Source organism: Mycobacterium toneyamaense (assembly GCF_055384815.1).
The window spans coordinates 906014-928259 of sequence record NZ_AP040333.1 but is presented as its reverse complement, the minus strand read 5'-3'; the positions used below and the strand labels follow the sequence as shown (position 1 = coordinate 928259).

Genomic DNA, 22246 nt, shown 5'->3' with positions numbered 1-22246 from the left:
CAAGGCCAGCCTACGAACTTCCCGGCGATCACGGAACCGTCGAAATCTCGGCGAAGGAGTGCGTCAGGGGTGAAGCACGACCGAAAGTCGCGTGGGTCCGCGCAGCGAACTGTTGGTGGACCATGTCGGCGGTCCGGTGATGGCCACTCTCGAAACGCGGTTGACGAGCTCACGCAGGACGGCATGCGCTTCCATCCGCGCCAGCGGCGCGCCCAGACACAGGTGTGCCCCGAAGCCGAAGCCGACATGGGTCCGTGGGTTGCGGTCCGTGCGGAAAACGTCGGGGTCATCGAATGCTAGCGGATCGCGGTTCGCGGCGCCGAACGACAGGAGGACGCGTGAACCCGTCGGAATGGTGACGTCGCCGACCCGGTAGGGCGCGCGGGTGTAGCGGTAGAGGTTCTGAATGGGACTGGTGTACCGGATGTGTTCCTCGACAGCCTGCGGGATCAGGTCCGGGTTCTCCCGGATCATGTCGTACTGGTCCGGGTACAGCGCGTAGGTGTGGAGCATCCCGCCCAGCAGATTGGTGGTCGTCTCGTTGCCGGCGATCAGCAGCAGGATGGCGATCTGGAACAGCGCCTCGTCCGACAACGCGCCGTCGGAGCTGTGGGCGAGCAGCCGCCCCAGCACCGTGTCCGAGCCCTTCAGCTCTCCTGCCGCCAGATGCCGTAAGAAGTAACGGCGCAACGCCATTGCGGCACGCATCGACTTCGCGGCTTCGACGAGACCGGGGACGGTCGGGGTGAAATTGATGAGCCGGGTGCTCTCGTCGGACCATCGGCGGAACTCGGCGATGTCACGCTCGGGGACGCCGAGCAGCGCGGCGATGACCCGCAGCGGCAGCGGGACCGTCAATCGCTGTACGGCGTCTGCACCCGGGTCGGCGATCAGATCGCCGACGAGATCCGCGGCGAGCCCATCGATGGTGGCGCGCCAACTGTCCAGCGCGCCTTTGGTGAACGCCGGCTGCACCTGCTTGCGCAGCCGGCTGTGCTGCTCGCCGTCGGTCACCACGACGAGGTCGGCGACCATCCGAATTCGCGTCACCCCTTGGCTGCTGGTGACCTGGTCGGTGTCGCGCAGGGCGGCACGGACGTCGTCGAGCCGGTGCAGAATCCACGTCGACCGCTGCGGGCTGTAGTGCACTCGCCCACCCCGATGCAGGGCCGCGTACGCCTCGTGCGGATGGGCGGCGGTCTGCGGGTCCAGCGGGTCATAGTCGGTGTTGATGGCGCCGGTCCAGCTGCGGTAGCCGAGGCGGCGGGCACGCACCGCCGCCGCGACGTTCAGCTGGCCGGCGGCCAGCAGCGGGGACAGCACCGAGGTGGTGCCACGTACCGCCTGTGCGATTGTCATGTCAGCGGACCTTCCTGGTTGCCACCTGATCAGCGTCCGTGCCGGCCACCCAGGTGGTCAATGCGTCTCGTCGAAGTTGAAAGACGCACCAGCAGCACGGCGCCGGTGGTCGAGCGCGCGGGGATTCCCGACCAGCCCATACCTCTGAGATAGAATCCGCAGAACGTCTCAAGGTGATAGAACGGATTCTGCTTCTATCGCGAGGAGGCCCCACCACATGCCACAACATGACTGGGTGCTCGGAACCGACCGCAATACCGAAGCGCTCGCCCGCATTCTCTCGGCCTCGTCGGAACTCGTGTCCCGCAAGGGTTTCGAAGCGTTCACGGTCGAAGCGGTGGCCGCTGAACTGCACTGTTCCCCGGCCACCGTCTACCGCCGCGCCGGTGGCAAGGCCGCCATCCTCGAGCGACTCGTATCGCTGTTCGCCCAACGAATCGTCGGCTCCATCCGCGAGGCCATCACCGGCCTGGACGGTACCGAGCGCGTCGTGGCTGCCATCGTCGTCGCGCTGGACTGCATGCGGGCCGAGCCGCTGGGAAAGCTCATCATGGGTGATATCCGGCCCGATCACGACAGCGGGGCCGTGACCGCGTCACCTCTGGTTGCCAAGTTCGCCGACGAGATGATCGGGCGCCACGACCCGCTGGCAGCACAATGGCTGATCCGCGTGACATTCGCGCTGTGGTACTGGCCGCTCAAGGACAAACAGGCCGAATACGAACTGGTGAAGCGCTTCGCCGGGCCGTCCGTGACACTGGGCCTGAGCGAGTGAACTCCCGCCAGGTCCGGAAACAGAAATGGGGCCGGTGGACACCGACCCCATCTGAATCTCTGTGGAGCTAAGGGGAATCGAACCCCTGACCTTCTCGATGCGAACGAGACGCGCTACCAACTGCGCTATAGCCCCTTGTACCGGAAGCAAAGGCTACCAGTACCGGTCCGCCACATAAAAACCGAGTTACTGACCGGCCGCTCGGGGCAGGTCATAGTCGCGCGCCATCCGGGCATATTCCAGGTGCTCGAAGATCGGATCCTCGTCGTCGATGTCTAGGACGACGGCACCCGGACGGCGCAAACGGGAGGGGACGACGTCGAACTCCTCGTCCTGCGTGTTCTCCACGCCATGACGGGACCGCATCATCCGCTGGGCGCGACGGCGCCGCAGCTGTTCCTCGATCCGGGTCTGGCGGCGCAGGTACGCCAGGTACAGCACGGAGATGACGCTGACCGTGCCGCAGACCCACCACATGCCGGGTGACAGCGCGAAGGCGGCGATGCCGGTGAACAGGATCGCCAGCGCCATCACGGACAGCATCCGGCTGCGGAAGCGGTACTTGCGTTCGGCGGCCGCGACGGCGGCCTTCGACTCGTAGCGGACACGGCGCGCCTTGGACATCGAATCCGCCAGCTTCGGCTCGGCCTCGGAGGCCGCCTCGACGCCCGACGTGTCGTCGACGTACTCGTAGTCGTGTTCGGTGCCGTCCTCGGCTTCGGCCGCAGGCGCGGGCTCGGGCTCGGGCGCTTCCGCGGCCGGTTCCTCGTCCGCCACGATGGCCTCGTGCACGTCGGTGGTCGGCTCGGCCTCCGAGACGGCTTCAGCCTCGGGCGCCGCCGCCATCTCGTCCGTGAGCGCTTCCTCGGGGTCGAAGTCGGCCTCGGAGATGGTCCGGATCGCCATGGTCGGCGTCGCGATGTCGTCGAAAAGCGTTGGCTGTTCCTGGCTTTCGGGCTCGGGAACGGCTTTCATGCGCCCGGAGGCGCCGATCGGCAGCGCACCGGAGTCCATCTCGACCACCTCGACGTCGAGGTACTCCGATTCCTCGACGACGACCTGGTCGGCGAGCACCACCGAACGCGGCGCATCAGCCTCCGGGTCGGCGACCGGGATCGAATCGGTGGTCGCATTGCTGCGCGCGAAGTCTTCTTCGAACGCGCTGAGATCGTCGTCCTGCTTCCAGTGCGGGTCGCTGTAGTGCCCTGCGGCGGGCCCACTGCGGCGGCGTCGCAGCCGGCTGTTGCCGTCCGTGTTGAGCACGCGGGTCGCCAATGCGACATCGCTCGTCCGGCGGACGTTCTCGCGCTTGCTGATCAACATCGGCACCAACACGAACAACCACAACACGACGAGGGATATCCACAGTAGGGATTGGGGGATGCTTGGCATGTCGCCGGCTCCTTTCCCCATCAGATTAGGTCCGTGACCAGCGCATCCGAAGCCGACGCGCCAAGGTCAATTACACACCTGTAATTCGCTACTTACAAGCACATCAGTCACAGATGTCACATCTGCAACACAGTCCTATTTGCGATTTGTGCACGATTTGCCGCGCCCACCGCGGACTACCGTGCACAAATCCCTCAGACCCAGGTGGCTCGGCCCTCCCTGACCAGCGCCGATGACGCCGACTGCGCCATCTCTTCCACGGTCATGGCGACCAGCAGATGGTCCCGCCAGGCCCCGTCGACTTCCAGGTAGCGCTGCAGCAGCCCTTCTTCGCGGAACCCCACCCGTGCCAGCACCGACCGGCTCGGACCGTTTTCCGGGCGGACGGTCGCCTCGATCCGGTGCAGTCCGACCGGCCCGAAGGCATGGTCGACGCCGAGCGCCAGCGCGGCCGTCGCGATCCCGCCGCCGGTGTACTGACGCGCCACCCAGTAGCCGATCCACGCCGACCGCAGCGCTCCGTGTGTCACGTTGCCGATGGTCAGCTGCCCGCAGAACTCACCGTCCAGCTCGATGACGTACGGCAGCATGCGGCCGCGCCGCGCCTCCGCCCGCAACCCCGAGCACAGCGCCGGCCACGACGAAACCGCATGGCGTGCAGTCCAATCCACCTCACCGACGGGTTCCCAGGGTTCCAGGTGAGCGCGGTCCGTCAGCCGCATCCGGCTCCACACCGGACCGTCGCGCAACCGCACGGGCCGCAGTCGCACCACCCCGGCCTGCACGCGGATCGGGCCGACCGACAGCGGCCAGCCCGGATGCATCGCACTCGAACGCAACAGGTTCACGAATCAGCCACGCTGTGCAAGAAAGGCCACGTCGACCGATTCGCCCGTGCGAATCTGCTCGGCCTCGGTCGGCACGATCACCAGGCAGTTGGCCTCCGCGAGGGTGGCCAGCAGGTGCGACGCGCCCGGGGCCCCGCCCAGCGCCTGCACCAGGTACTCGCCGGTGTCCTGATCGCGCATCAACTGGCCACGCAGAAATCCCTTGCGCCCCACCACCGACGAGATGGGTGACAACGTCCGAGCCGGCACCACGCGCCGCATCGGCTGCCGCTTGCCCAGCGACATCCGGATCAGTGGACGGACCATCACCTCGAAAACCACCAGCGCACTCACCGGGTTCGCCGGCAGCAGGAAGACCGGGACGCCGTCGCGCCCGAGCGTCCCGAAGCCCTGCACCGACCCGGGATGCATCGCGATCCGGGCGACCTCCATCTCCCCCAGCTCGGCGAGCACCGCACGCACGCCCTCGGCCGCCGCACCACCGACGGCCCCCGCGATCACCACGAGTTCCGACCGGCTCAACTGCCCTTCGACCACGTCGCGCAGGTTCTTGGGGTCCGCGTCCACGATGCCGACCCGGTTCACCTCGGCGCCGGCGTCACGGCCGGCAGCGGCCAGGGCATAGGAGTTGACGTCGTAGACCTGGCCATTGCCGGGCGTCCGCGCGATGTCGACGAGCTCGCCGCCGACGGAGATGACCGTCAGCCGCGGCCGCGGGTGGACCAGCACGCGTTCGCGGCCCACCGCCGCCAGGAGTCCGACCTGGGCCGGCCCGATGATGGTGCCGGCACGCACCGCGACGTCGCCGGGCTGCACGTCGTCCCCGGTACGACGGACGTAGGCGCCGGACCGCACCCCGCGCAGGACCCGCACGCGCGATTCGCCGCCGTCGGTCCAGCGCAGGGGCAGCACCGCGTCGGCGAGCGTGGGCATCGGCGCACCGGTCTGCACCCGCGCGGCCTGCCGCGGCTGCAGGCGGGTGGGAGTGCGTTCGCCCGCGGCGATGGTCGAGACCACGGGCAGCGTGACGTCGGCGTCGCCGCCGGAATCCGCGCCCATCACGTCGACGCTGCGCACGGCATAGCCGTCGATGGCGGCTTGATCGAATCCGGGCAGCGGGCGTTCGGTGACCACCTCTTCGGCGCACATCAGGCCCTGCGCTTCGGCTATCGCCACCCGCACCGGCCGCGGTGCCACCGCCGCAGCCGCAACCCGGGCCTGCTGGTCCTCAACCGAACGCACAGCTCGCCTTTCTGCATACCTCGCACACCGTGGCTGACCACATGCTCGCGCACGTGCGGGCCAACCGTACCGCCGGTGTCAGGCGCTCAGCGCTCGGCAAGACCCAATCGCTCGACCAACCAACGCCGCAATTCCGGGCCGTAGTCGTCGCGTTCCAACGCAAAGTCAACCGCAGCTTTAAGGTAGCCGCCGGGATTTCCCAGGTCGTGTCGGGACCCGCGGTGCACCACCACATGCACGGGGTGGCCGTCCTCGATGAGGAGCGCGATGGCGTCCGTCAACTGGATCTCGCCGCCGACACCCTTCTGCACGCGCCGCAACGCGTCGAAGATGGCGCGGTCCAGGATGTACCGGCCGGCCGCGGCGAACGGCGACGGGGCGTCCTCGGCTTTCGGCTTCTCCACCATGCCCTTGACGCGCAGCACATTCGGGTTGGCCGCGTCGGGCACCGTCTCGACGTCGAACACGCCGTAGGCGCTGATCTCGTCCTCGGGCACCTCGATGGCGCACAACACCGAGCCGCCACGCTTGGCGCGTACCTTCGCCATGGTCTCGAGCACGCCGGTCGGCAGCACCAGATCGTCGGGCAGCAGGACCGCGATGGCATCCTCGTCGGGCAGCAGCACCGGCTCGACGCAGCTGACGGCGTGGCCCAGGCCCAGGGGCTCGGCCTGCACGACCGACTCCACCTTGATCAATGCGGGTGCGCGCCGCACCTTCTCGAGCATCACGTGCTTGCCGCGCGCCTCGAGCGTTCCTTCGAGGATGAGGTCCTCGACGAAATGCGCAACGACGCCGTCCTTGCCCTCCGAGGTCACGATGACCAGTCGCTCGCCGCCGGCGTCGGCAGCTTCCGCAGCAACCAGCTCGATGCCGGGGGTGTCGACGACCGGCAGCAACTCCTTGGGCACGGTCTTGGTGGCAGGCAGGAAACGCGTGCCCAGACCAGCCGCCGGGACCACCGCGGTACGCGGCATCGGCACTGAAGTCTGTGTCGTCATTGTTCACACGATAACGGCAATGCCTCGATCTGCCCTACCAAGGTGCACCTTCCAGGGGTCAGCGGCAACGCCGAAGTGGCCGTCACCTGGACAGGTGTACAACACCGGGCGAGCAAATATGACACGGTGGTAACCGTGACCCCTGAGGGAAAGCGTGAGCTCCGCAGCGCCATCCTGAATCGACGGCGGGCCCTGACGCCGGAGCAGAGGCAGGCGGACGCCGAAGCGCTGGCGCGACGGGCGCCCGAATTGGTGAGCCCCGGCGTCGTGGTGTGCGCGTATGTCCCGATCGGCACCGAACCGGGTTCGCCGGCGATGCTGGACGCCCTGATCGACGCCGGTGCCCGGGTGTTGTTGCCGGTGACGCACCCCGACGCCCCGCTGAGCTGGGGCTGGTATCGCGCCGGGCATCTCACGAAGGCGTCCTTCGGACTACTCGAACCGGCGGTTCCGCATCTGCCGCCCGATGCGATCCGGCAGGCCGGCGTGGTGCTGGTCCCTGCGCTCGCCGTCGACCGTGCGGGCGTGCGCCTCGGCCGCGGCGCCGGCTTCTACGACCGGTCGCTCTCGCTGGCCGCGGCGGACGCGCTGCTCGTGGCGGTGGTGTACGACGACGATCTGCTGCCGGCGCTACCTGCCGAGCCGCACGACATCGCGATGACGCATGCCCTGACCCCGCGGGCGGGCCTCGTCACGCTGGGAGTTTGAAGCTGCGGGAGACGATCAGTCCTTGCCGCAGGTACATCCCGATCCGCAGTTGCAGTTTTCACAGGTGCAGTCCGGGTTGTCACAGCCGCCCTTGGTCATGATGCGAGTCATGCGCACAATGCTATGTGTCCCACCGCCATCCCGGACGTGATTGCCCCCGTCACCAGGCCACCGGGCCTGTCGGTCGGGGAATGCCCGGCACCGAATAGCTGTTTTGGCACTTAAGCCGGTAGAGTGCTAACAAGTTTGACGACCTCGGAGGTTTACGTGCCGACCTATTCCTACGCGTGTACCGAGTGCGACAACCGGTTCGACGCGGTGCAGGCATTCAGCGATGACGCGCTGACCGAATGCCCGAAGTGCCACGGCCGGCTGCGCAAGCTGTTCGGCTCCGTCGGCGTGGTCTTCAAGGGCAGCGGCTTCTACCGCACCGACAACCGCGATTCGAAGAGCTCCAGCACCGCCGCCGCTCCCGCAAAGAGCGAGTCGGGCTCCAGCTCGTCGGACTCGTCGTCGTCCTCCTCCTCGTCGAGCAGCACGAAGTCGGCCGCACCGGCCGCTGCCGCGTCCAGCTGAGTTATCCACAGGCCGGAACCATCCCGGCCTGTTTTTCCCGACCGAAATCCCTACCGTTACGGCATGGGGGATTCGCTCGACGCACCACTGCTCGGCCGGCTGGCACAGAAACTACGGCCCGATTGGGCCAGGACCACGGCTGCGCGCCGCGTCGCCGCCGGGCTACTGGTGCTCCTGGCCGCCGTCATCGAATTTCGCCCGGACCCCCGGCAGGGTCAGGTCGCGGTGGTGGTCGCCACGCACGATCTCTCCCCCGGCTCGGCCTTGACCGCTGACGACATTGTGGTCGAATCACGTTCCACGCCAAGCATTCCCGACGGCGCGCTGCACGAATCAAGCGCCGCGGTGGGCTCGACGCTGGCCGCGCCGGCTCGACGCGGTGAGGTCATCACCGACGTGCGTCTGCTGGGTTCCCGACTCACGGCTGCCGCCGCCGGACCCGATGCCCGTATGGTCCCGCTGCATCTGGCGGACGCCGCATTGCCTGATCTGCTGCGCTCCGGAGACGTCGTGGACGTCCTTGCCGGTCCGGATAACGCCGGCGCGGTCGCCGATCAGACGCCGGCCGAAGTCATCGCCACCGACGCCCGCGTGGTGCTGGTGTCCGAACGCCTCAAGTCGCCGACGAGCAACGACGAGCGCGTCGTACTCGTCGCCCTGCCTCGGCACAGCGCCAATGTCGTCGCGGGCGCGGCGCTGCACCGGGCCATCACCGTCACTCTGCACTGATCCGCGAAATTTGCCGCACGGCTGATTTCGATTTCGTCACCAGTACGCATCTGTTGCGATCGTCCGGCCGCCGACTCCTGCACGATGCTCAGGTCGGTCTTACCGTTCGTGGGTACAGGCCGTATCACAGGGAGGGCAGTCATGCTTAAGGGCTTCAAAGAGTTTCTCGCACAGGGGAACATCGTCGATCTGGCGGTCGCCGTCGTGATCGGCGCCGCGTTCACCACGCTGGTGAAGGCGTTCACCGACCAGGTGATCCAGCCGTTGATCTCCAGCATCGGTGCCGGCGGCGACCACTCGTACGGTGTGCTGCGCATCCATCTGCTCGGCGACAACTACATGGACCTGAACGCCGTCCTGAGCGCGACCATCAACTTCGTCCTGGTCGCGGCCGTCATCTACTTCGTGATCGTGCTGCCGTATAGCAAGTTCCGGGCCGTCAAGGAGGATGCACTCAAGGAGGAAGTGGAGCTGCTGAAGCAGATCCGCGACCTGCTGGACAAGAAGTAGGGATACGACACGGATACGACAAAGCCCCCGGCCAAGGCCGGGGGCTTTGTCGTAAGTCGGCTCGAAACCGCTTGGGTCAGTTCATGTTCCAGGGTTCGCCGTAGGTGGTGACGCTATCACCGGTCTTGGCGATCAGCCGGGCGAAGGGACGCAGAAGAACACCGCCGGCGGCGCCAGTAACCGTGCCATGGGCATTCGAGACGGCAACAGCACCGGCCGGGCCGGACACGTCCACCGAGAACGTCGCGACTTCCTGGATACCCGGACCATTGCCCAGGTCAGCAGAAATCGACACACCCGGGAATAGGTTCGGCGTGATGATGCCACCGAAACCGCTGCCGATGGTGCCCGGGAAGAACGTCGCCGGCGTCACATCATCGAGCAGGATGTTCGGTGTGGTGTAACTGAAATTGATCCCCACACCCAGCGACCATGGGAAACCAATCTGATAACCCAACTCCAACGTGCCCGCGAACTCATCACAACCCGTACCAGCGCAGTTGTACTTGGCCCGGCCCGAATGGAACCACTCACGCGTCAACCGGTTGCGATCCAGAGGGAACACCCCGTTGAGGAACGTGTCCCACTGCTGCACCGTCAACGTCCGATCCTGACCATCGACCAGGCTCAGCTCATTGTCCAGACCCGCATGAGATGTTCCCGCCCCCAGGAACAACGACGACACGGCCGCCGCCGCCAACAGCACCCGGTTGAATGCCTTCATAGTCCCCACTTTCTGGGCTCGATGTCCTGCACAAAAGCTCCCGCAGACGACGGGCGGCGTCGACAAACCAACACCGTAGTCTGTCGACGCCGCCCCGAATGCGCCGCCGACGCTCAGCATACGGCCTTCTGCCCGCTGGTGAGCTGTTCGAGCGCGTTTTTCCTCCAGTTGGCATCTGCCGCCCGAGGCCCGCAACTGCGTTGCGGGCCCTCCGTGCTTGAAGTCGGCCGATTTGGGGGTACCACAACACTCTTGTACCGTGGCCCGGTGCCGCTCAAGTGGTCGCACGCCAAGCACGACAGCGATCGGTATCGTCTTCGGCAGCGAAGTGGCCACCGCCGACTTGAGCGCGCTACTGGCCAGTAGTGATCCTGTTCTAATGCGGGCTGCTCGGTCGGTTCGTGTGTATTGGTGGCAGTCACCGCCGTGACGGAAGGCGATCAGTCGACGACTCGTTGTCTGTGGCCGATGCGACCTGTTCGTCCTGGCCGAGGAGCCCGGTTTGGTGTAATGCGTAGAGTGCTGCGGTACATACGAGCCCTACCGCGGTCAGCGACATCCACAGCAGGGAAGGTTGGCCGTGCTGCCGGGTGTAACCAAATACCGAGCCGGTCAACAGGTTTCCGGCGAGGATCCCGACCCCGACGATCGTGTTGTACAACCCGTAGTGCGTGGCTACCAAACGGTTACCCGCCAGCCTGACCACTGTGTCCATCTCAAACGGGAAGGTCGCGATGGTGCCGACAGCCAGCAGAGCCGCAGCCAGCAACAGGGCAACGGTCGCGGGAATCGATCCGGCCGCGCCGGCCGATGGCAGCAGCGCCAGCGGTACGAAGGCAACCGCGATAACCAGCATCCCGATCACCAAACTGCGACTTGGTCCGAACCGTGCCGATAGCCAGTCGGTAAGTCGCACCTGTCCGGCGATCGCCACCAGCCCGGACACCACAAAGATGCCTGTCACCAACGCAGTTTCGGATTTCTTGTCGGCGGTCAGCAGCGACGCCTGGAAAGGCAGCGCGAGGTACACCTGGAAGGTCAGCACGTACGAGCCGATCATTGCGCCCGAAAACAGCAGGAAGGCCTTGTTGGACATCACCGACCGCCAGTCGGCCAGCACTGGCTGCTTGTCCGGGTTCTGTTCGGCTCGGCTCGGCGGCAGCGCCGTCAGTTGGATCACTGTCAGGACGGCGAACACCGCGGCGGCGACGGCGCAGGTGATCCGGAAGTCCCAAGCCGTCAATGCCAGACCCACGATCGGTCCGAACAGGATACCTGCCTGGTAGAAGACGTTGAAGACGGCGAAGGCTTCCACCCTGCGATTCCCCGAATCCGCCGCCAGGTAGGCGCGCACCGCGGGGTTGAACAGGGCACCCGCGAAACCTGTTGCAGCTGAGGCAATCAACACCGCAGGTAGCGAGTCTACGAAGGCCAGCATCAGGAATCCGGCTGTGCGCAGAAAACAGCCGGCAACGATCAGCGGCTTGTATCCGAACCGGTCGGCCAGGGTGCCACCCACCAGGAACATGCCCTGCTGGGAGAAGTTCCGGACCCCCAGGACCAGACCCACCGTCCACGCCGCCAAACCCAATGGCCCCGCCAGGTATCCAGCGAGGTAGGGCATCAGCATGTAGAAGCCGACGTTGATGGTGAATTGATTCACCATCAGGATCTGGCTGGCCCGGTCGAAAGAACGGAACTGACGGAAAGTCCGAATCATGCCTGCCGGCCGATCGGATCGATCACCCGAGTCAGTCTGGTCCATCGATCCACCACTCGCGCGGACGGATCATCGATCACATCGGGCTCCTGCGCCGGCGGACGATCGAGCAAATCATGTTTGCGGCAGTAGTCATCGTCGTAAATGGTGCCGTGGTAGCGCATCGGACCGTCGGGAAACACGGCGGCGACACGCGTACCAGGAGCAGATGTGCGGGCTACCCACCCCGCGACCAATGCCACCGCCCCCACACTCCATCCACCGCTGGCATGGTATTTAGCGGCCAAGGTTCGTGCGGCCCAGACGGCCTCATTCGGCGCGACCCAATGGGCTTCGTCGAACGCGGGATAATCGACGTTACCCGGGTAGATGCTCGACCCGAGGCCACGCATCAGCCGCGTGCTGGCGGGCTGCCCGAATATCGTAGAACCGATGGTGTCGACCCCCACCAGCCGCAGATTCGGATTGTGTTCCCGCAGCACACGTCCCACGCCCGCCGAGTGCCCACCGGTGCCCACCGAGCACACGAGGGTGTCAACGGTGCCCAGCTGATCGATCAACTCTTCGGCGACGCCGCGGTAGGCATCGACATTATCGGGGTTCTGGTACTGATCAGGACACCACGAATCCGGTTCAACGGCAAGGATTTCAGCGACACGATCCTTGCGAGCTTGTTGCCATCCGCCGATCGGGTGCGGTTCGGTCACGATGTCGACCTGCGCGCCGTAGGCGGTCAGCATCTGAACGATGATCGGCTCCATCCCCGGATCAGTGACCAGGGTTACCGGGTGCCGGTAGATGATCCCAGCCAGCGCCAACCCCAGCCCCAGCGTTCCACTGGTTGATTCGACGATCATCGCCCCAGGCTTGAGGTCCCCACGGTCCCGGGCCTGCTCCACCATATATAGAGCGGGCCGGTCCTTCATACCGTTGGGGTTGTGCGCCTCCAGCTTGGCCCAAAATCCGGTGTCAGATGTAGCAAAAGGTTCCGACACCCACAACACCGGGGTGTTACCCACCAACGTGTTGGGGTCGTGGAACTTCGGTCCCAGGTGAGTGCAACTACGACGAGAAGACAGAGCAATACTGTTGTTCATGAAAAATTCCCTGTGTGAGGGCCGCAACGATACGGCCGAAAGGTAGTAACGGGCGCTTGAGCCGCACCGGCGATACCACGATCGCTCCAGCAGCCGAACCCGACCCTCAGCAGCGAATCACACACAAATCAGTAAGAAGGACCCGCCCGAAGCGCGGAATCCCCGGGCAGCGGCGTCGCCGAGGCGATCCACGACACTCACGCCCAGACCACAGCGCCCCGAGAGCACCAGCGCCCAGCATCACACCCACGGTGACCAACACCCGCAACGGACCATCCGTTTGGACACTCAACGCAGGTACGTCAAAAACCGAGCACCACGCCGCATGCAAGGTACTGCCTACATGCGGATGCGCCGTCATTGCGGCGACATTGATTGCCGGCGCTCCAGCGATCGTGATCGGTGCCTGATGATGCTGAGGTGCGCGGAGGTGCTGTCCACGGTCACCGATGCAGTGCGCCAGCGGCAAACTGGCAGTAATGCCGACCAGCAGCGCCACCAACCACAGCCGCACCCGACTGCGACAGCATCGGCGGCCCCAGATCCTCACGGCCACAAAACTACCATGGCCCCAATACCCCTAGCGGGTATGTGATCAAATCGTCACGCAATGCCGCGACGCGCCGAGCCGTTTCGGCCCACCCCCGCAAACCTTCCAGCACAGCGCTTCATGGCCGGCGCTGTCGCGGCGGGCGACACCGGACATGCATACCCCCTACGGGTGTGCGTGGCGGTGTTAAGGTAGGGCGATGGCGCTCACAGGTGACCGTGCCTGCGCCCGTGGCAGACTCGCCGCGGGCGCAGTGTGGGTGCTGCTGGCGCTCGCTGTCGCGCTGATCCCAGCGCTCCAATGCCCCCCGACTCACGATTTCGAGGGCCAGCATGTTCCGCGTGCGTCGCTGATACCCGCAGCGCAGGGGCTATCTACCGAGATTGCCGCCGCCCACACCGTCGATGTTCACCAGGAATGTCAACTGCCAGTGGCCGCCTCAGCAATCATGGCTACTGCAGGCGTTGGGCGCGGATGGGGAGTGCCGGCGGCGCTTGCGGTCGTCCTGTCAATGGCATTGCGGGCAGTGCGGTCGCCGAACACCCGCGGCCCGCCGTCACGCACTGCGATCTGGCTTCTGCATGGCGGTCGTGAGCGACTGCGGCATTTCTGCGTGATGCGGAACTGACTGACGATACCCACGGCCCTCAATCCCGGGGCCGCTGGTACCGGCAATCATCCATCACGGCCACCTCAACGGCGGCCCACACGCAAGGAATCCCTATGACTATCAAGGCTGTTCATCGTTTCGCGGTAGCGATCGCCGCACCAGCGGCCGCCTCCGCACTAGCCCTCTCCGCTCCGGCAACCACGCAAGCGGCAGGCCATGGTGCGGCACCGCCAGCCACATTCAGTGCTCCAACGCGACCCAGTCCCGGCCACCACGACAAGTGCTGGTTAATCCCACCGCACGGCAATTGCGACAGCGGCCACGGCGGTTGGGGCGGCGCGCACGGAGCCTGGGGCGGCGGCCAGGGCGGCCAGGGCGGCCAGGGAGGCCATCGCTAGTGTTGCGTGTCGTTAATTCATTTACGTTTGGTTGGCCGCAAGAATTAGCGGATGTATACGGCCGCAGCATTGCAGTTGCGTGATGGTGACCGGGCTCGACTGGAGTCGTTGACACGGGCTTCGACGGTGAAGGCAGGACTGGCGACCCGGGCGCGGATCGTGCTGCTGGCCGCCGACGGTATGCCCAATACCGATATCGCCGACCGGACGGGCACCACGCGGCGCACGGTGCTCGAATGGCGTGGCCGCTACCAGGATTGCGGTATCGAAGGACTCGATGACGATCCCCGGCCGGGGCGTGCGGCGGTGATCGACGAGATCGCGGTGTTGTCGGAAACATTGGCGGACAGGGGCAAACCGCCGGCCCATCTGGGGGTCACGCACTGGTCTGCACGGTTGATGGCCACCCGGTTGGGAATTTCATTCGCCTCCGTGGCTCGCATCTGGCGCAAATGGAACATCCAGCCGCACCGGGTGGAAACCTTCAAGTTCTCCACCGACCCGGAGTTGGAGGCCAAGTTGCGTGAGGTGGTCGGGCTGTATCTGGACCCGCCCAAAGGAGCGGTGGTGGTCAGCGTCGATGAGAAATCCCAGATCCAGGCCCTGGACCGATCTCAGCCGATTCTTCCTCCACGATCTCGGGGGAACCACACTTCGGCGTCGGGGTCGAGCTGGCCGGTCAGTTCCTCGTTATCGCTGGGGACAACCCCGAACGGATCCGCAACGAGAAAGCCTTCGCAAAACTCTGTGGCGTGGCCCCACAGCCCGCCAGCAGCGGACGAACCACCGGCCGCCATCGCCTCTGCCGCAGCGGCGACCGCCAAGCCAACAGTGCCCTCTACATCGTCACTATCGTGCGACTACGCCATCACGAGCCGACCCGCGCTTACGTCGAACGACGTACCAACGAAGGACTCGGCAAAAGAGAGATCATCCGGTGCCTCAAGCGCTACATCGCCCGGGAGATCTACGCCAACCTCCCACGACCACAAGACAACTCACTGACCCGAACAGCCAACCCGCCGCGGCTTGACAAACATAGGAGCAGCGAACGCTACAACCGGACGCTGCAATGCGAATGGTCCTATCGCCGGGTTTTCGTCTCCAACGCAGACCGCGCCCGAGCCCTTGCACCTTGGGTCGAGTTCTACAACACTCAACGCCGCCACAGCGCACTCGACGGACTACCACCCATCAGGAGCAATGATCAGAACCTGTGGATGAGCCTCGGCGAGGCGGCGTAGGAAAGGGCGCACCTTCCCGAGGATGATCTGAATGTCGAAGGTCTGATCAAGAGCCGGCGTTGGCGCGCTGGTTCGGGAAGGTACGCCCATGCTCACGGTAGTTCACGATGCGGATTCATCCAACGAGGATGCTGGCTCGTCGCGGTCGTTGCTCGATGAGATTGTCCGCGACGGTGCCCGCCAGATGCTGGCCGCAGCGTTGCGGGCTGAGGTCGCCGCCTACATCGAGGCTCATGCCGGTGAGCTTGATGAGAACGGGCACCGGCTGGTGGTGCGCAATGGCTATCACCGCGAGCGCGAGGTGCTCACCGCGGCGGGCGCGGTGAGTGTGACCGCGCCGCGGGTCAATGACAAACGTGTTGACCCGGACACTGGTGAGCGGCAACGGTTTTCCTCGGCGATCCTGCCGGCGTGGGTGCGCAAGTCGCCGCAGATGACCGAGGTGTTGCCGTTGCTGTATCTGCATGGCTTGTCGACCAGTGATTTCGGTCCGGCGTTGGAGCAGTTCCTGGGCTCGGGTGCCGGCTTGTCGGCCACGACGATCACCCGACTCACCACGCAGTGGCAGGACGAGGCCAAGGCCTTCGAGGCCCGTGATCTGTCGGGCACCGACTACGTCTACCTGTGGGTCGACGGCATCCATCTCAAGGTGCGCCTGGAGCAGGAGAAGCTCTGTTTGCTGGTGATGATCGGTGTGCGCGCTGACGGCCGCAAGGAGCTGGTCGCGCTCACCGACGGGTACCGGGAGTCGGCCGAGTCGTGGGCTGATCTGTTGCGGTCGTGCCGACGTCGCGGGATGACCGCACCGGTGCTGGCCGTCGGCGATGGGGCCCTGGGGTTCTGGAAGGCCGTGCGTGAGGTGTTCCCGGCCACCGGCGAGCAGCGGTGCTGGTTTCACAAGCAGGCCAATGTTCTTGCCTGCCTGCCAAAGTCGGCTCATCCGGGGGCGATCGCGGCGATGCGGGAGATCTACAACGCCGAGGATATCGACCACGCGCAGGTGGCGATCAAGGCGTTCGAGGTGGACTACGGCGCCAAGTACCCCAAGGCGGTCGCCAAGATCGTCGATGACGCCGATGTGCTGCTGGAGTTCTATAAGTACCCGGCCGAGCACTGGGTCCATCTGCGCACTACCAACCCGATCGAATCAACGTTTGCCACGGTACGTTTGAGGACCAAGGTGACCAAGGGGCCGGGTTCACGCGTCGCCGGAATGGCCATGGCTTACAAGCTGATCGACGCCGCGCAAGCCCGCTGGCGAGCCGTCAACGCACCGCACCTGGTCGCTCTGGTCCGGGCCGGCGCGATCTTCCACAAAGGCAAACTGCTCGAGCGACCCACCGACATCACCCCGTCGGCGGACTCGGCACCGACCGAATCAACTGGAACGGAGGTCGCCTGAAACAAGCCGATCCACAGGTATTGACAATTCCTCACCAACCTGATGGCCGAGTACAGCTAGGGCTTATGCTTGGCGCCGGCAACGAATTCGGGGCGGCGGCGGCAGACCAGGGTCTCCTGGTCTTGTCGGCGCCGTCGCCGTGTGCAAGGAACTTCATACGGCACATCAAACTCGGAAAGGTGGGGACCATGAGGGTGGTTGGTCGGGTGCTGTTGGCGATGGCAGCGGCGGTGTCGTCGCCGTTCCTGGGCGCGGGGGCGGGGACGTCCCATGCGGGTCTGGACAATGAGCTGAGCCTGGTCGATGGTCAGGATCGGACGTTGACGGTGCAGCAGTGGGACACGTTCCTCAACGGGGTGTTCCCTCTGGATCGCAACCGGTTGACGCGTGAGTGGTTCCATTCGGGCCGGGCCAAGTACAACTGCGCTGGTACGGGTTGTGATGAGTTCGCGGGCACGTTGGAGTTGGGTTATCAGATTGGTTTCCCATGGTCGCTGGGTGTGGGGATCAATTTCAGTTACACCACACCGAACATCCTGCTCGATAATGTGACGCCGGCGACGTTCTTCCCGGGCACCATCGGCAGCGGTTCCGGTGGCATCATCACGCCGAACCTATTCCCGGGTGTGTCGATTTCTGCTGACCTGGGCAATGGTCCGGGTATCCAGGAAGTCGCGACGTTCTCGGTGGACGTGTCCGGCCCGGCCGGTGCTGTTGCCGTCTCGAATGCCCATGGCACGGTCACTGGCGCCGCCGGCGGTGTTCTTCTGCGTCCCTTCGCCCGGCTGATCGCCAAGACCGGTGATAGCGTCACCACCTACGGCGAACCCTGGAACATGAACTGAGCCTGTCTGATCCGCCCCGGCGTGTCTGGAGAGTTCTTCTTTTGGGAAGGATGGGTCCATGGCTGCAGGGACGTCGAGACGGCGGTAGAGCAATTGTCAATACCTGTGGATCGGGGTGTTTCAGGCGACCTCCGTTTCGGTGTGCTGATCGCCGTCTGACGGTGGTGTCGGTGGGGTGATGTCGGTGGGTCGTTCGAGCAGTTTGCCTTTGTGGAAGACCGCTCCGGCGCGGACGAGGGCGACCAGATGTGGGGCGTTGACGGCCCGCCAGCGGGCCTGCGCGGCGTCGATCAGCTTGTAGGCCATGGCCAATCCAGCGGCCCGCGATCCCGGACCCTTGGTGACCTTCGTTCTCAAACGCACTGTGGCGAAGGTACTTTCGATCGGATTCGTGGTACGCAGATGGATCCAGTGCTCGGCGGGGTAGTGGTAGAACTCCAGCAGGACATCGAGGTCGTCGACGATCTTGGCGACCACTTTCGGGTACTTCGCGCCGAAGGCAACCGCGAAGGCCTTGACCGCGACCTGAGCTTTGTCGATGTCTTCGGCGTTGTAGATGTCCTTGATGGCCGCCAGCGCGGCCGGATGCGCTGACTTCGGCAGCCCGGCCAGGACGTTGGCCTGCTTGTGGAACCAGCAGCGCTGCTCCTTGGTCGACGGGAATACCTCCCGCACCGCCTTCCAGAACCCGAGCGCGCCATCGCCGACGGCCAGCACTGGGGCGGTCATGCCGCGGCGTTTGCAGTCGCGCAGCAGATCCGCCCACGACTCGCATGACTCCCGATAGCCGTCGGTGATCGCCACGAGCTCTTTGCGGCCGTCAGCGCGCACGCCGAGCATCACCAGCAGGCACAGCTTCTCCTGGTCCAGGCGGACCTTGAGGTGAATGCCGTCGACCCACAGGTAGACGTAGTCGCTGCCGGACAGGTCCCGGGCAGCGAACGTACGGGCTTCGTCTTGCCACTGCGCGGTCAGACGGGTGATCGTGGTGGCCGACAACCCGGCACCCGAGCCGAGGAACTGCTCGAGTGCGGGCCCGAAGTCGCTGGTCGATAGGCCGTGCAGATACAGCAGCGGCAGCACCTCACTCATCTGCGGAGACTTGCGTGCCCAGGCCGGCAGGATCGCCGAGGAAAACCGCTGCCGCTCACCAGAATCGGGGTCGACACGGCGATCGTTGACCCGCGGCGCCTTCACCTGCACGGCACCGGCCGCGGTCAACACCTCACGCGGCTGGTGATAGCCGTTGCGGACCACCAGTCGGTGACCGTTCTCGTCGAGCTGATCAGCGAATGCGGCGACGTACGCGGCGACCTCGGCCTGCAGTGCAGCGGCCAACATCTGCCGGGCTCCGTCGCGGACGATCTCGTCCAACAACGACCGGCCGGCCTCGCCGCCGTTGGCCTCCTCGGCATCGTGAACTACGGTGAGCATGGGCGTACCTTCCCAACCAGCGCGCCAACGCCGGTCTTGATCGAATACCTGATTCCGTGATGATCATCCTCGGGAAGGTGCGCCCACTTTCAGGCCGCCTCCCCGGGCCTCATCCACAGGTATTGATCATTGCTCCCACCCGCAGCTGATTCGGTTGGGTGGCAAAGAAATTGCGCTTCACCAGGTCCTTCGGTTTGGTCAGATCAGGATCGACGTGGGTGGTGAACACCCGCCGCCCGCGGTGCACTCCGCGTACCCCGGCCAGGCGCATCAGCCGGCGGGTCTGTTCACGGCCGACGGCGTAGCCTTCCCGCCGCATCAGAGCATGCATTTTCTTCACCCCATACACCGAGAAATTCTGCTTGTGTAGGGTCCTGATGGTGTCGACCAGTTGCGCGTCGCTGATCGAACGTGCCGATACTGCACGGGATTTGGCGGCACGATAGCCACGCGAGGTGATCCAGCCCACGAGTGTGGCACCCAGGGTGCGGCAGATGAGCTCAACCCCGAACTGGCCGCGATAGGTGTCGATGAACGCGATCATTTCGTCGTGGGGCGGTCGAGCTCTGCGGCAAAAAACGCCGACGCGGCTTTGAGGATCTCGTTGGCCCGGCAGGCCTCGGCGAGCTCACGCTTGAGCCGACGGATCTCCGCATGCTCGGCGCTGGTGGTGCCCGTACGCTCGCCAGCGTCGACCTGAGCCTTACGCAACCACCGGCGCACGGTTTCCTCGGCCACATGCATCTTGGCCGCGACCCGGCGGATCGCCTCGTACTCGGTCAGCACCGAGTCTTCCTCCATGACCGCCGCCACCAAGCGGACCGCTTTGTGCCGGATCTCCGGCCGATACTGCTTCGGCATGATTCCAATCCTCCAATACGGATCGGAACAAAACCTGGGGTAGTTCAGGGGCGGATCAACTGGAGAAGAACCCCAGCGAGGCCAGTTCATCCGTCGCCGCTTCCGGCACGGTGGAAACGTTACCGGCGGACGGCATGCCACGTGAGGTCATTGAGGCGCCGCCTATTGGAAACGATTTTCGACAAGCCCTTGGGTGTCGGGTATCGTCGGCAGCCATTAATGAAAACAATTTTCACTTAGTTGACGGAGGTTCCATGGAAGCTGGCATTCACCCAGGCCACCACCACCCGGTCGCCTTCCGGGACGCCACCCCCGGCCGCACGTTCCTGACCCGCTCCACCGCCACCAGCTCGCGAACCGTCCATGAATTTCGTGTTCAATGATGTGGAATTGGCAAGAGCAACATGCGAATTCGCCCATCGGACACATATGGACATCTTGCGGCCGTTGCACGGATGGCGTATTAGCGCCACCGGCTAGGTTGGGGAGAGCATGAGGGTGGTTGGTCGGGTGCTGTTGGCGATGGCAGCGGCGGTGTCGTCGCCGTTCCTGGGCGCGGGGGCAGGGACGTCCCATGCGGGTCTGGACAATGAGCTGAGCCTGGTCGATGGTCAGGATCGGACGTTGACGGTGCAGCAGTGGGACACGTTCCTCAACGGGGTGTTCCCTCTGGATCGCAACCGGTTGACGCGTGAGTGGTTCCATTCGGGCCGGGCCAAGTACAACTGCGCTGGTACGGGTTGTGACGGGTTCGCGGGCACGTTGGAGTTGGGTTATCAGATTGGTTTCCCATGGTCGCTGGGTGTGGGGATCAATTTCAGTTACACCACACCGAACATCCTGCTCGATGATGTGACGCCGGCGACGTTCTTCCCGGGCACCATCGGCAGCGGTTCCGGTGGCATCATCACGCCGAACCTATTCCCGGGTGTGTCGATTTCTGCTGACCTGGGCAATGGTCCGGGTATCCAGGAAGTCGCGACGTTCTCGGTGGACGTGTCCGGCCCGGCCGGTGCTGTTGCCGTCTCGAATGCCCATGGCACGGTTACTGGCGCCGCCGGCGGTGTTCTTCTGCGTCCCTTCGCCCGGCTGATCGCCAAGACCGGTGATAGCGTCACCACCTACGGCGAACCCTGGAACATGAACTGAATCGCCCCGACTTTCGTGCACACCTGGGGTTGACCCCTGACGGGGTGGGACTGAACCGCCCCAGGTTTTCCGCCGCTGCTATACGGGTTGACGCTCTCGGTCGAGGGCGCTGTAGTGGGCGTGCTCGTACTCGGTTGGGCTGACCATGCCGAGACTGGAGTGCAGCCTTCGGTTGTTGTACCACTCGACCCAGGCTGCTGTCGCGTACTCGACGTCGGCGATGGTCCTAAACGGCCCCGGGTGGAACACTGTGGTTCGGATGCATTCGGTCTTGTACAAGCCGTTGATCGTTTCCATCAGAGCGTTGTCGTAGGCATCCCCGACGCTGCCAATGGAAGGTGAAATCCCTTCCAGTTCAAGGTGTTCGGTGAAACGGACCGACGTGTATTGGCTTCCGGCGTCGCTGTGGTGGATGAGCTCGCCGGCTGCGGTGGGATGACCTTCGTGACGGCGCTGCCACACGGCCATCCGCAACGGGACCATCACCAGATCGGTGGTCTTGGTGGTGGCCGCGTGCCAGGCCACGATCCGCTGAGCGAACACGTCGACGATGACGGCCACGTAGACAAAGCCCGCCCAGGACCGCACGTAAGTGAAGTCGGTGACCCATACCCGGTTCGGGACGCTCGCATGGAAGTTGCGGTTGAGCAGATCCGGGGCGCGGCGCCCGTCGGTGTCCGGGATCGTGGTGCGCACCTTCTTTGACCGCCGTATGCCCTGCAGACCCAACGTGCACATCGCCCGGTGCACCGAGCCCGCCGAGGCCTCTGGCAGCGCGGCACGGCGGATCAGGGCCGTCATCTTGCGCCGCCCGTAGAGCCCCTCGGGGGCCAGAACGCGCTTGCCGGCGGCGTTGGTGGTCCACGCCAGGCCACGCACAGCGTCGATGACCTGGGCGTCGGTGATGGTGCGGGCCGCTACCGTCCGGCCTGGTGTTGACCGTCTCTCTGGATGGCTATCACGGGGTGGCCATTCGTCATTGATCTTGCCGATGTGATCGGTGGCGTGGCCCGCCGGCTTGAGCTTGGTGGTGTGCACCATCAGTGTGATGAGGAACTGATGGGTGCGCGGC

At 65.1% G+C, this 22246-nt stretch carries 20 protein-coding genes, 1 tRNA gene and 4 pseudogenes; 11 read left to right on the top strand and 14 right to left on the bottom strand.

Going from position 1 to position 22246, the window contains the following annotated elements; genetic code table 11:
• Positions 1–63: 63 nt before the first annotated feature.
• Entirely contained in the window at positions 64–1359 is a 1296-nt protein-coding gene (locus ACZ5IQ_RS04410; protein WP_464480877.1) for a cytochrome P450, read from the bottom strand.
• Between the two features lie 217 nt (positions 1360–1576).
• On the opposite strand from ACZ5IQ_RS04410, the gene ACZ5IQ_RS04405 reads away from it, so the two are divergent.
• The gene (locus ACZ5IQ_RS04405) at positions 1577–2134 is read left to right on the top strand and encodes a TetR/AcrR family transcriptional regulator (protein ID WP_464480876.1); all 558 of its coding nucleotides are present in this window, start codon (positions 1577–1579) and stop codon (positions 2132–2134) included.
• 62 nt (positions 2135–2196) lie between these two features.
• Here ACZ5IQ_RS04405 and ACZ5IQ_RS04400 read toward each other — a convergent pair.
• The 5 genes from ACZ5IQ_RS04400 to ACZ5IQ_RS04380 form a co-directional block, all read right to left on the bottom strand.
• Positions 2197–2269, bottom strand: a tRNA-Ala gene (locus ACZ5IQ_RS04400).
• A 51-nt stretch (positions 2270–2320) separates the two neighbouring features.
• The gene (gene sepX, locus ACZ5IQ_RS04395) at positions 2321–3526 is read right to left on the bottom strand and encodes a divisome protein SepX/GlpR (RefSeq protein ID WP_464480875.1); all 1206 of its coding nucleotides are present in this window, start codon (positions 3524–3526) and stop codon (positions 2321–2323) included.
• Positions 3527–3720: 194 nt separating this feature from the next.
• Positions 3721–4374 (bottom strand): GNAT family N-acetyltransferase, encoded by a 654-nt coding sequence (locus ACZ5IQ_RS04390; protein ID WP_135355206.1) that lies wholly within the window; start codon positions 4372–4374, stop codon positions 3721–3723.
• Between the two features lie 3 nt (positions 4375–4377).
• The gene (glp, locus tag ACZ5IQ_RS04385; protein WP_464480874.1) at positions 4378–5616 is read right to left on the bottom strand and encodes a molybdotransferase-like divisome protein Glp; all 1239 of its coding nucleotides are present in this window, start codon (positions 5614–5616) and stop codon (positions 4378–4380) included.
• 86 nt (positions 5617–5702) lie between these two features.
• Positions 5703–6593, bottom strand: a complete 891-nt coding sequence (locus ACZ5IQ_RS04380) for a UTP--glucose-1-phosphate uridylyltransferase (RefSeq protein WP_020099058.1) — start codon at positions 6591–6593, stop codon at positions 5703–5705.
• Between the two features lie 159 nt (positions 6594–6752).
• Here ACZ5IQ_RS04380 and ACZ5IQ_RS04375 point away from each other — a divergent pair, with 159 nt between their 5' ends.
• The 4 genes from ACZ5IQ_RS04375 to mscL all read left to right on the top strand — a co-directional run bounded on the left by ACZ5IQ_RS04375 (position 6753) and on the right by mscL (position 9140).
• Positions 6753–7325 carry a 5-formyltetrahydrofolate cyclo-ligase gene (locus ACZ5IQ_RS04375; protein ID WP_135355208.1) on the top strand — a complete coding sequence of 191 codons (573 nt, stop codon included), beginning with the start codon at positions 6753–6755 and terminating at the stop codon, positions 7323–7325.
• A gap of 267 nt (positions 7326–7592) precedes the next feature.
• Complete coding sequence (locus tag ACZ5IQ_RS04370) at positions 7593–7901, top strand: FmdB family zinc ribbon protein (protein ID WP_464480873.1); 309 nt, start codon at positions 7593–7595, stop codon at positions 7899–7901.
• Between the two features lie 63 nt (positions 7902–7964).
• On the top strand, positions 7965–8630 hold the full coding sequence (locus tag ACZ5IQ_RS04365; protein ID WP_064859515.1) for an SAF domain-containing protein: 666 nt from the start codon (positions 7965–7967) through the stop codon (positions 8628–8630).
• Positions 8631–8771: 141 nt separating this feature from the next.
• On the top strand, positions 8772–9140 hold the full coding sequence (gene mscL / locus ACZ5IQ_RS04360) for a large-conductance mechanosensitive channel protein MscL (protein WP_464480872.1): 369 nt from the start codon (positions 8772–8774) through the stop codon (positions 9138–9140).
• Between the two features lie 76 nt (positions 9141–9216).
• Here the strand turns inward: mscL and ACZ5IQ_RS04355 are convergent, their stop codons facing one another.
• The 4 genes from ACZ5IQ_RS04355 to ACZ5IQ_RS04340 all read right to left on the bottom strand — a co-directional run bounded on the left by ACZ5IQ_RS04355 (position 9217) and on the right by ACZ5IQ_RS04340 (position 13180).
• Positions 9217–9864 carry an MspA family porin gene (locus tag ACZ5IQ_RS04355; RefSeq protein WP_464481420.1) on the bottom strand — a complete coding sequence of 216 codons (648 nt, stop codon included), beginning with the start codon at positions 9862–9864 and terminating at the stop codon, positions 9217–9219.
• A gap of 418 nt (positions 9865–10282) precedes the next feature.
• Positions 10283–11584: an MFS transporter gene (locus ACZ5IQ_RS04350; protein WP_061001302.1), complete on the bottom strand. Its 1302-nt coding sequence runs from the start codon at positions 11582–11584 to the stop codon at positions 10283–10285.
• A complete protein-coding gene (locus tag ACZ5IQ_RS04345; protein WP_061010369.1) occupies positions 11581–12606 on the bottom strand; it encodes a PLP-dependent cysteine synthase family protein in 1026 nt (341 codons plus the stop codon). Before ACZ5IQ_RS04345 ends, ACZ5IQ_RS04350 begins: the two co-directional genes overlap by 4 nt.
• A 181-nt stretch (positions 12607–12787) precedes the next feature.
• On the bottom strand, positions 12788–13180 hold the full coding sequence (locus ACZ5IQ_RS04340; RefSeq protein WP_083420722.1) for a hypothetical protein: 393 nt from the start codon (positions 13178–13180) through the stop codon (positions 12788–12790).
• 1110 nt (positions 13181–14290) lie between these two features.
• Between ACZ5IQ_RS04340 and ACZ5IQ_RS04335 the strand changes: the two are divergent.
• The 5 genes and pseudogenes from ACZ5IQ_RS04335 to ACZ5IQ_RS04315 form a co-directional block, all read left to right on the top strand.
• A pseudogene (locus ACZ5IQ_RS04335) lies at positions 14291–14866 on the top strand (IS630 family transposase); the annotation flags it as partial.
• A gap of 29 nt (positions 14867–14895) precedes the next feature.
• Positions 14896–15210, top strand: a pseudogene (locus tag ACZ5IQ_RS04330) (transposase); the annotation flags it as partial.
• Between the two features lie 78 nt (positions 15211–15288).
• Positions 15289–15483: pseudogene (locus ACZ5IQ_RS04325) on the top strand (integrase core domain-containing protein); the annotation flags it as partial.
• A gap of 88 nt (positions 15484–15571) precedes the next feature.
• On the top strand, positions 15572–16885 hold the full coding sequence (locus tag ACZ5IQ_RS04320) for an IS256 family transposase (RefSeq protein WP_052536990.1): 1314 nt from the start codon (positions 15572–15574) through the stop codon (positions 16883–16885).
• A gap of 188 nt (positions 16886–17073) precedes the next feature.
• Positions 17074–17730, top strand: a complete 657-nt coding sequence (locus tag ACZ5IQ_RS04315) for an MspA family porin (protein WP_464481419.1) — start codon at positions 17074–17076, stop codon at positions 17728–17730.
• A 120-nt stretch (positions 17731–17850) separates the two neighbouring features.
• Here ACZ5IQ_RS04315 and ACZ5IQ_RS04310 read toward each other — a convergent pair whose 3' ends face one another.
• From ACZ5IQ_RS04310 to ACZ5IQ_RS04300, 3 genes are all read right to left on the bottom strand, one after another.
• Positions 17851–19164 (bottom strand): IS256 family transposase, encoded by a 1314-nt coding sequence (locus tag ACZ5IQ_RS04310; protein ID WP_024455803.1) that lies wholly within the window; start codon positions 19162–19164, stop codon positions 17851–17853.
• 109 nt (positions 19165–19273) lie between these two features.
• Positions 19274–19708 (bottom strand): IS3 family transposase, encoded by a 435-nt coding sequence (locus ACZ5IQ_RS04305; RefSeq protein WP_464480871.1) that lies wholly within the window; start codon positions 19706–19708, stop codon positions 19274–19276.
• Complete coding sequence (locus tag ACZ5IQ_RS04300) at positions 19705–20025, bottom strand: hypothetical protein (protein WP_061006805.1); 321 nt, start codon at positions 20023–20025, stop codon at positions 19705–19707. Before ACZ5IQ_RS04300 ends, ACZ5IQ_RS04305 begins: the two co-directional genes overlap by 4 nt.
• Before the next feature lie 492 nt (positions 20026–20517).
• On the opposite strand from ACZ5IQ_RS04300, the gene ACZ5IQ_RS04295 reads away from it, so the two are divergent.
• Complete coding sequence (locus ACZ5IQ_RS04295) at positions 20518–21174, top strand: MspA family porin (protein WP_406802336.1); 657 nt, start codon at positions 20518–20520, stop codon at positions 21172–21174.
• 78 nt (positions 21175–21252) lie between these two features.
• On the opposite strand, the pseudogene ACZ5IQ_RS04290 reads toward ACZ5IQ_RS04295, so the two are convergent.
• A pseudogene (locus ACZ5IQ_RS04290) lies at positions 21253–22218 on the bottom strand (IS3 family transposase); the annotation flags it as partial.
• Positions 22219–22246 lie beyond the last annotated feature (28 nt).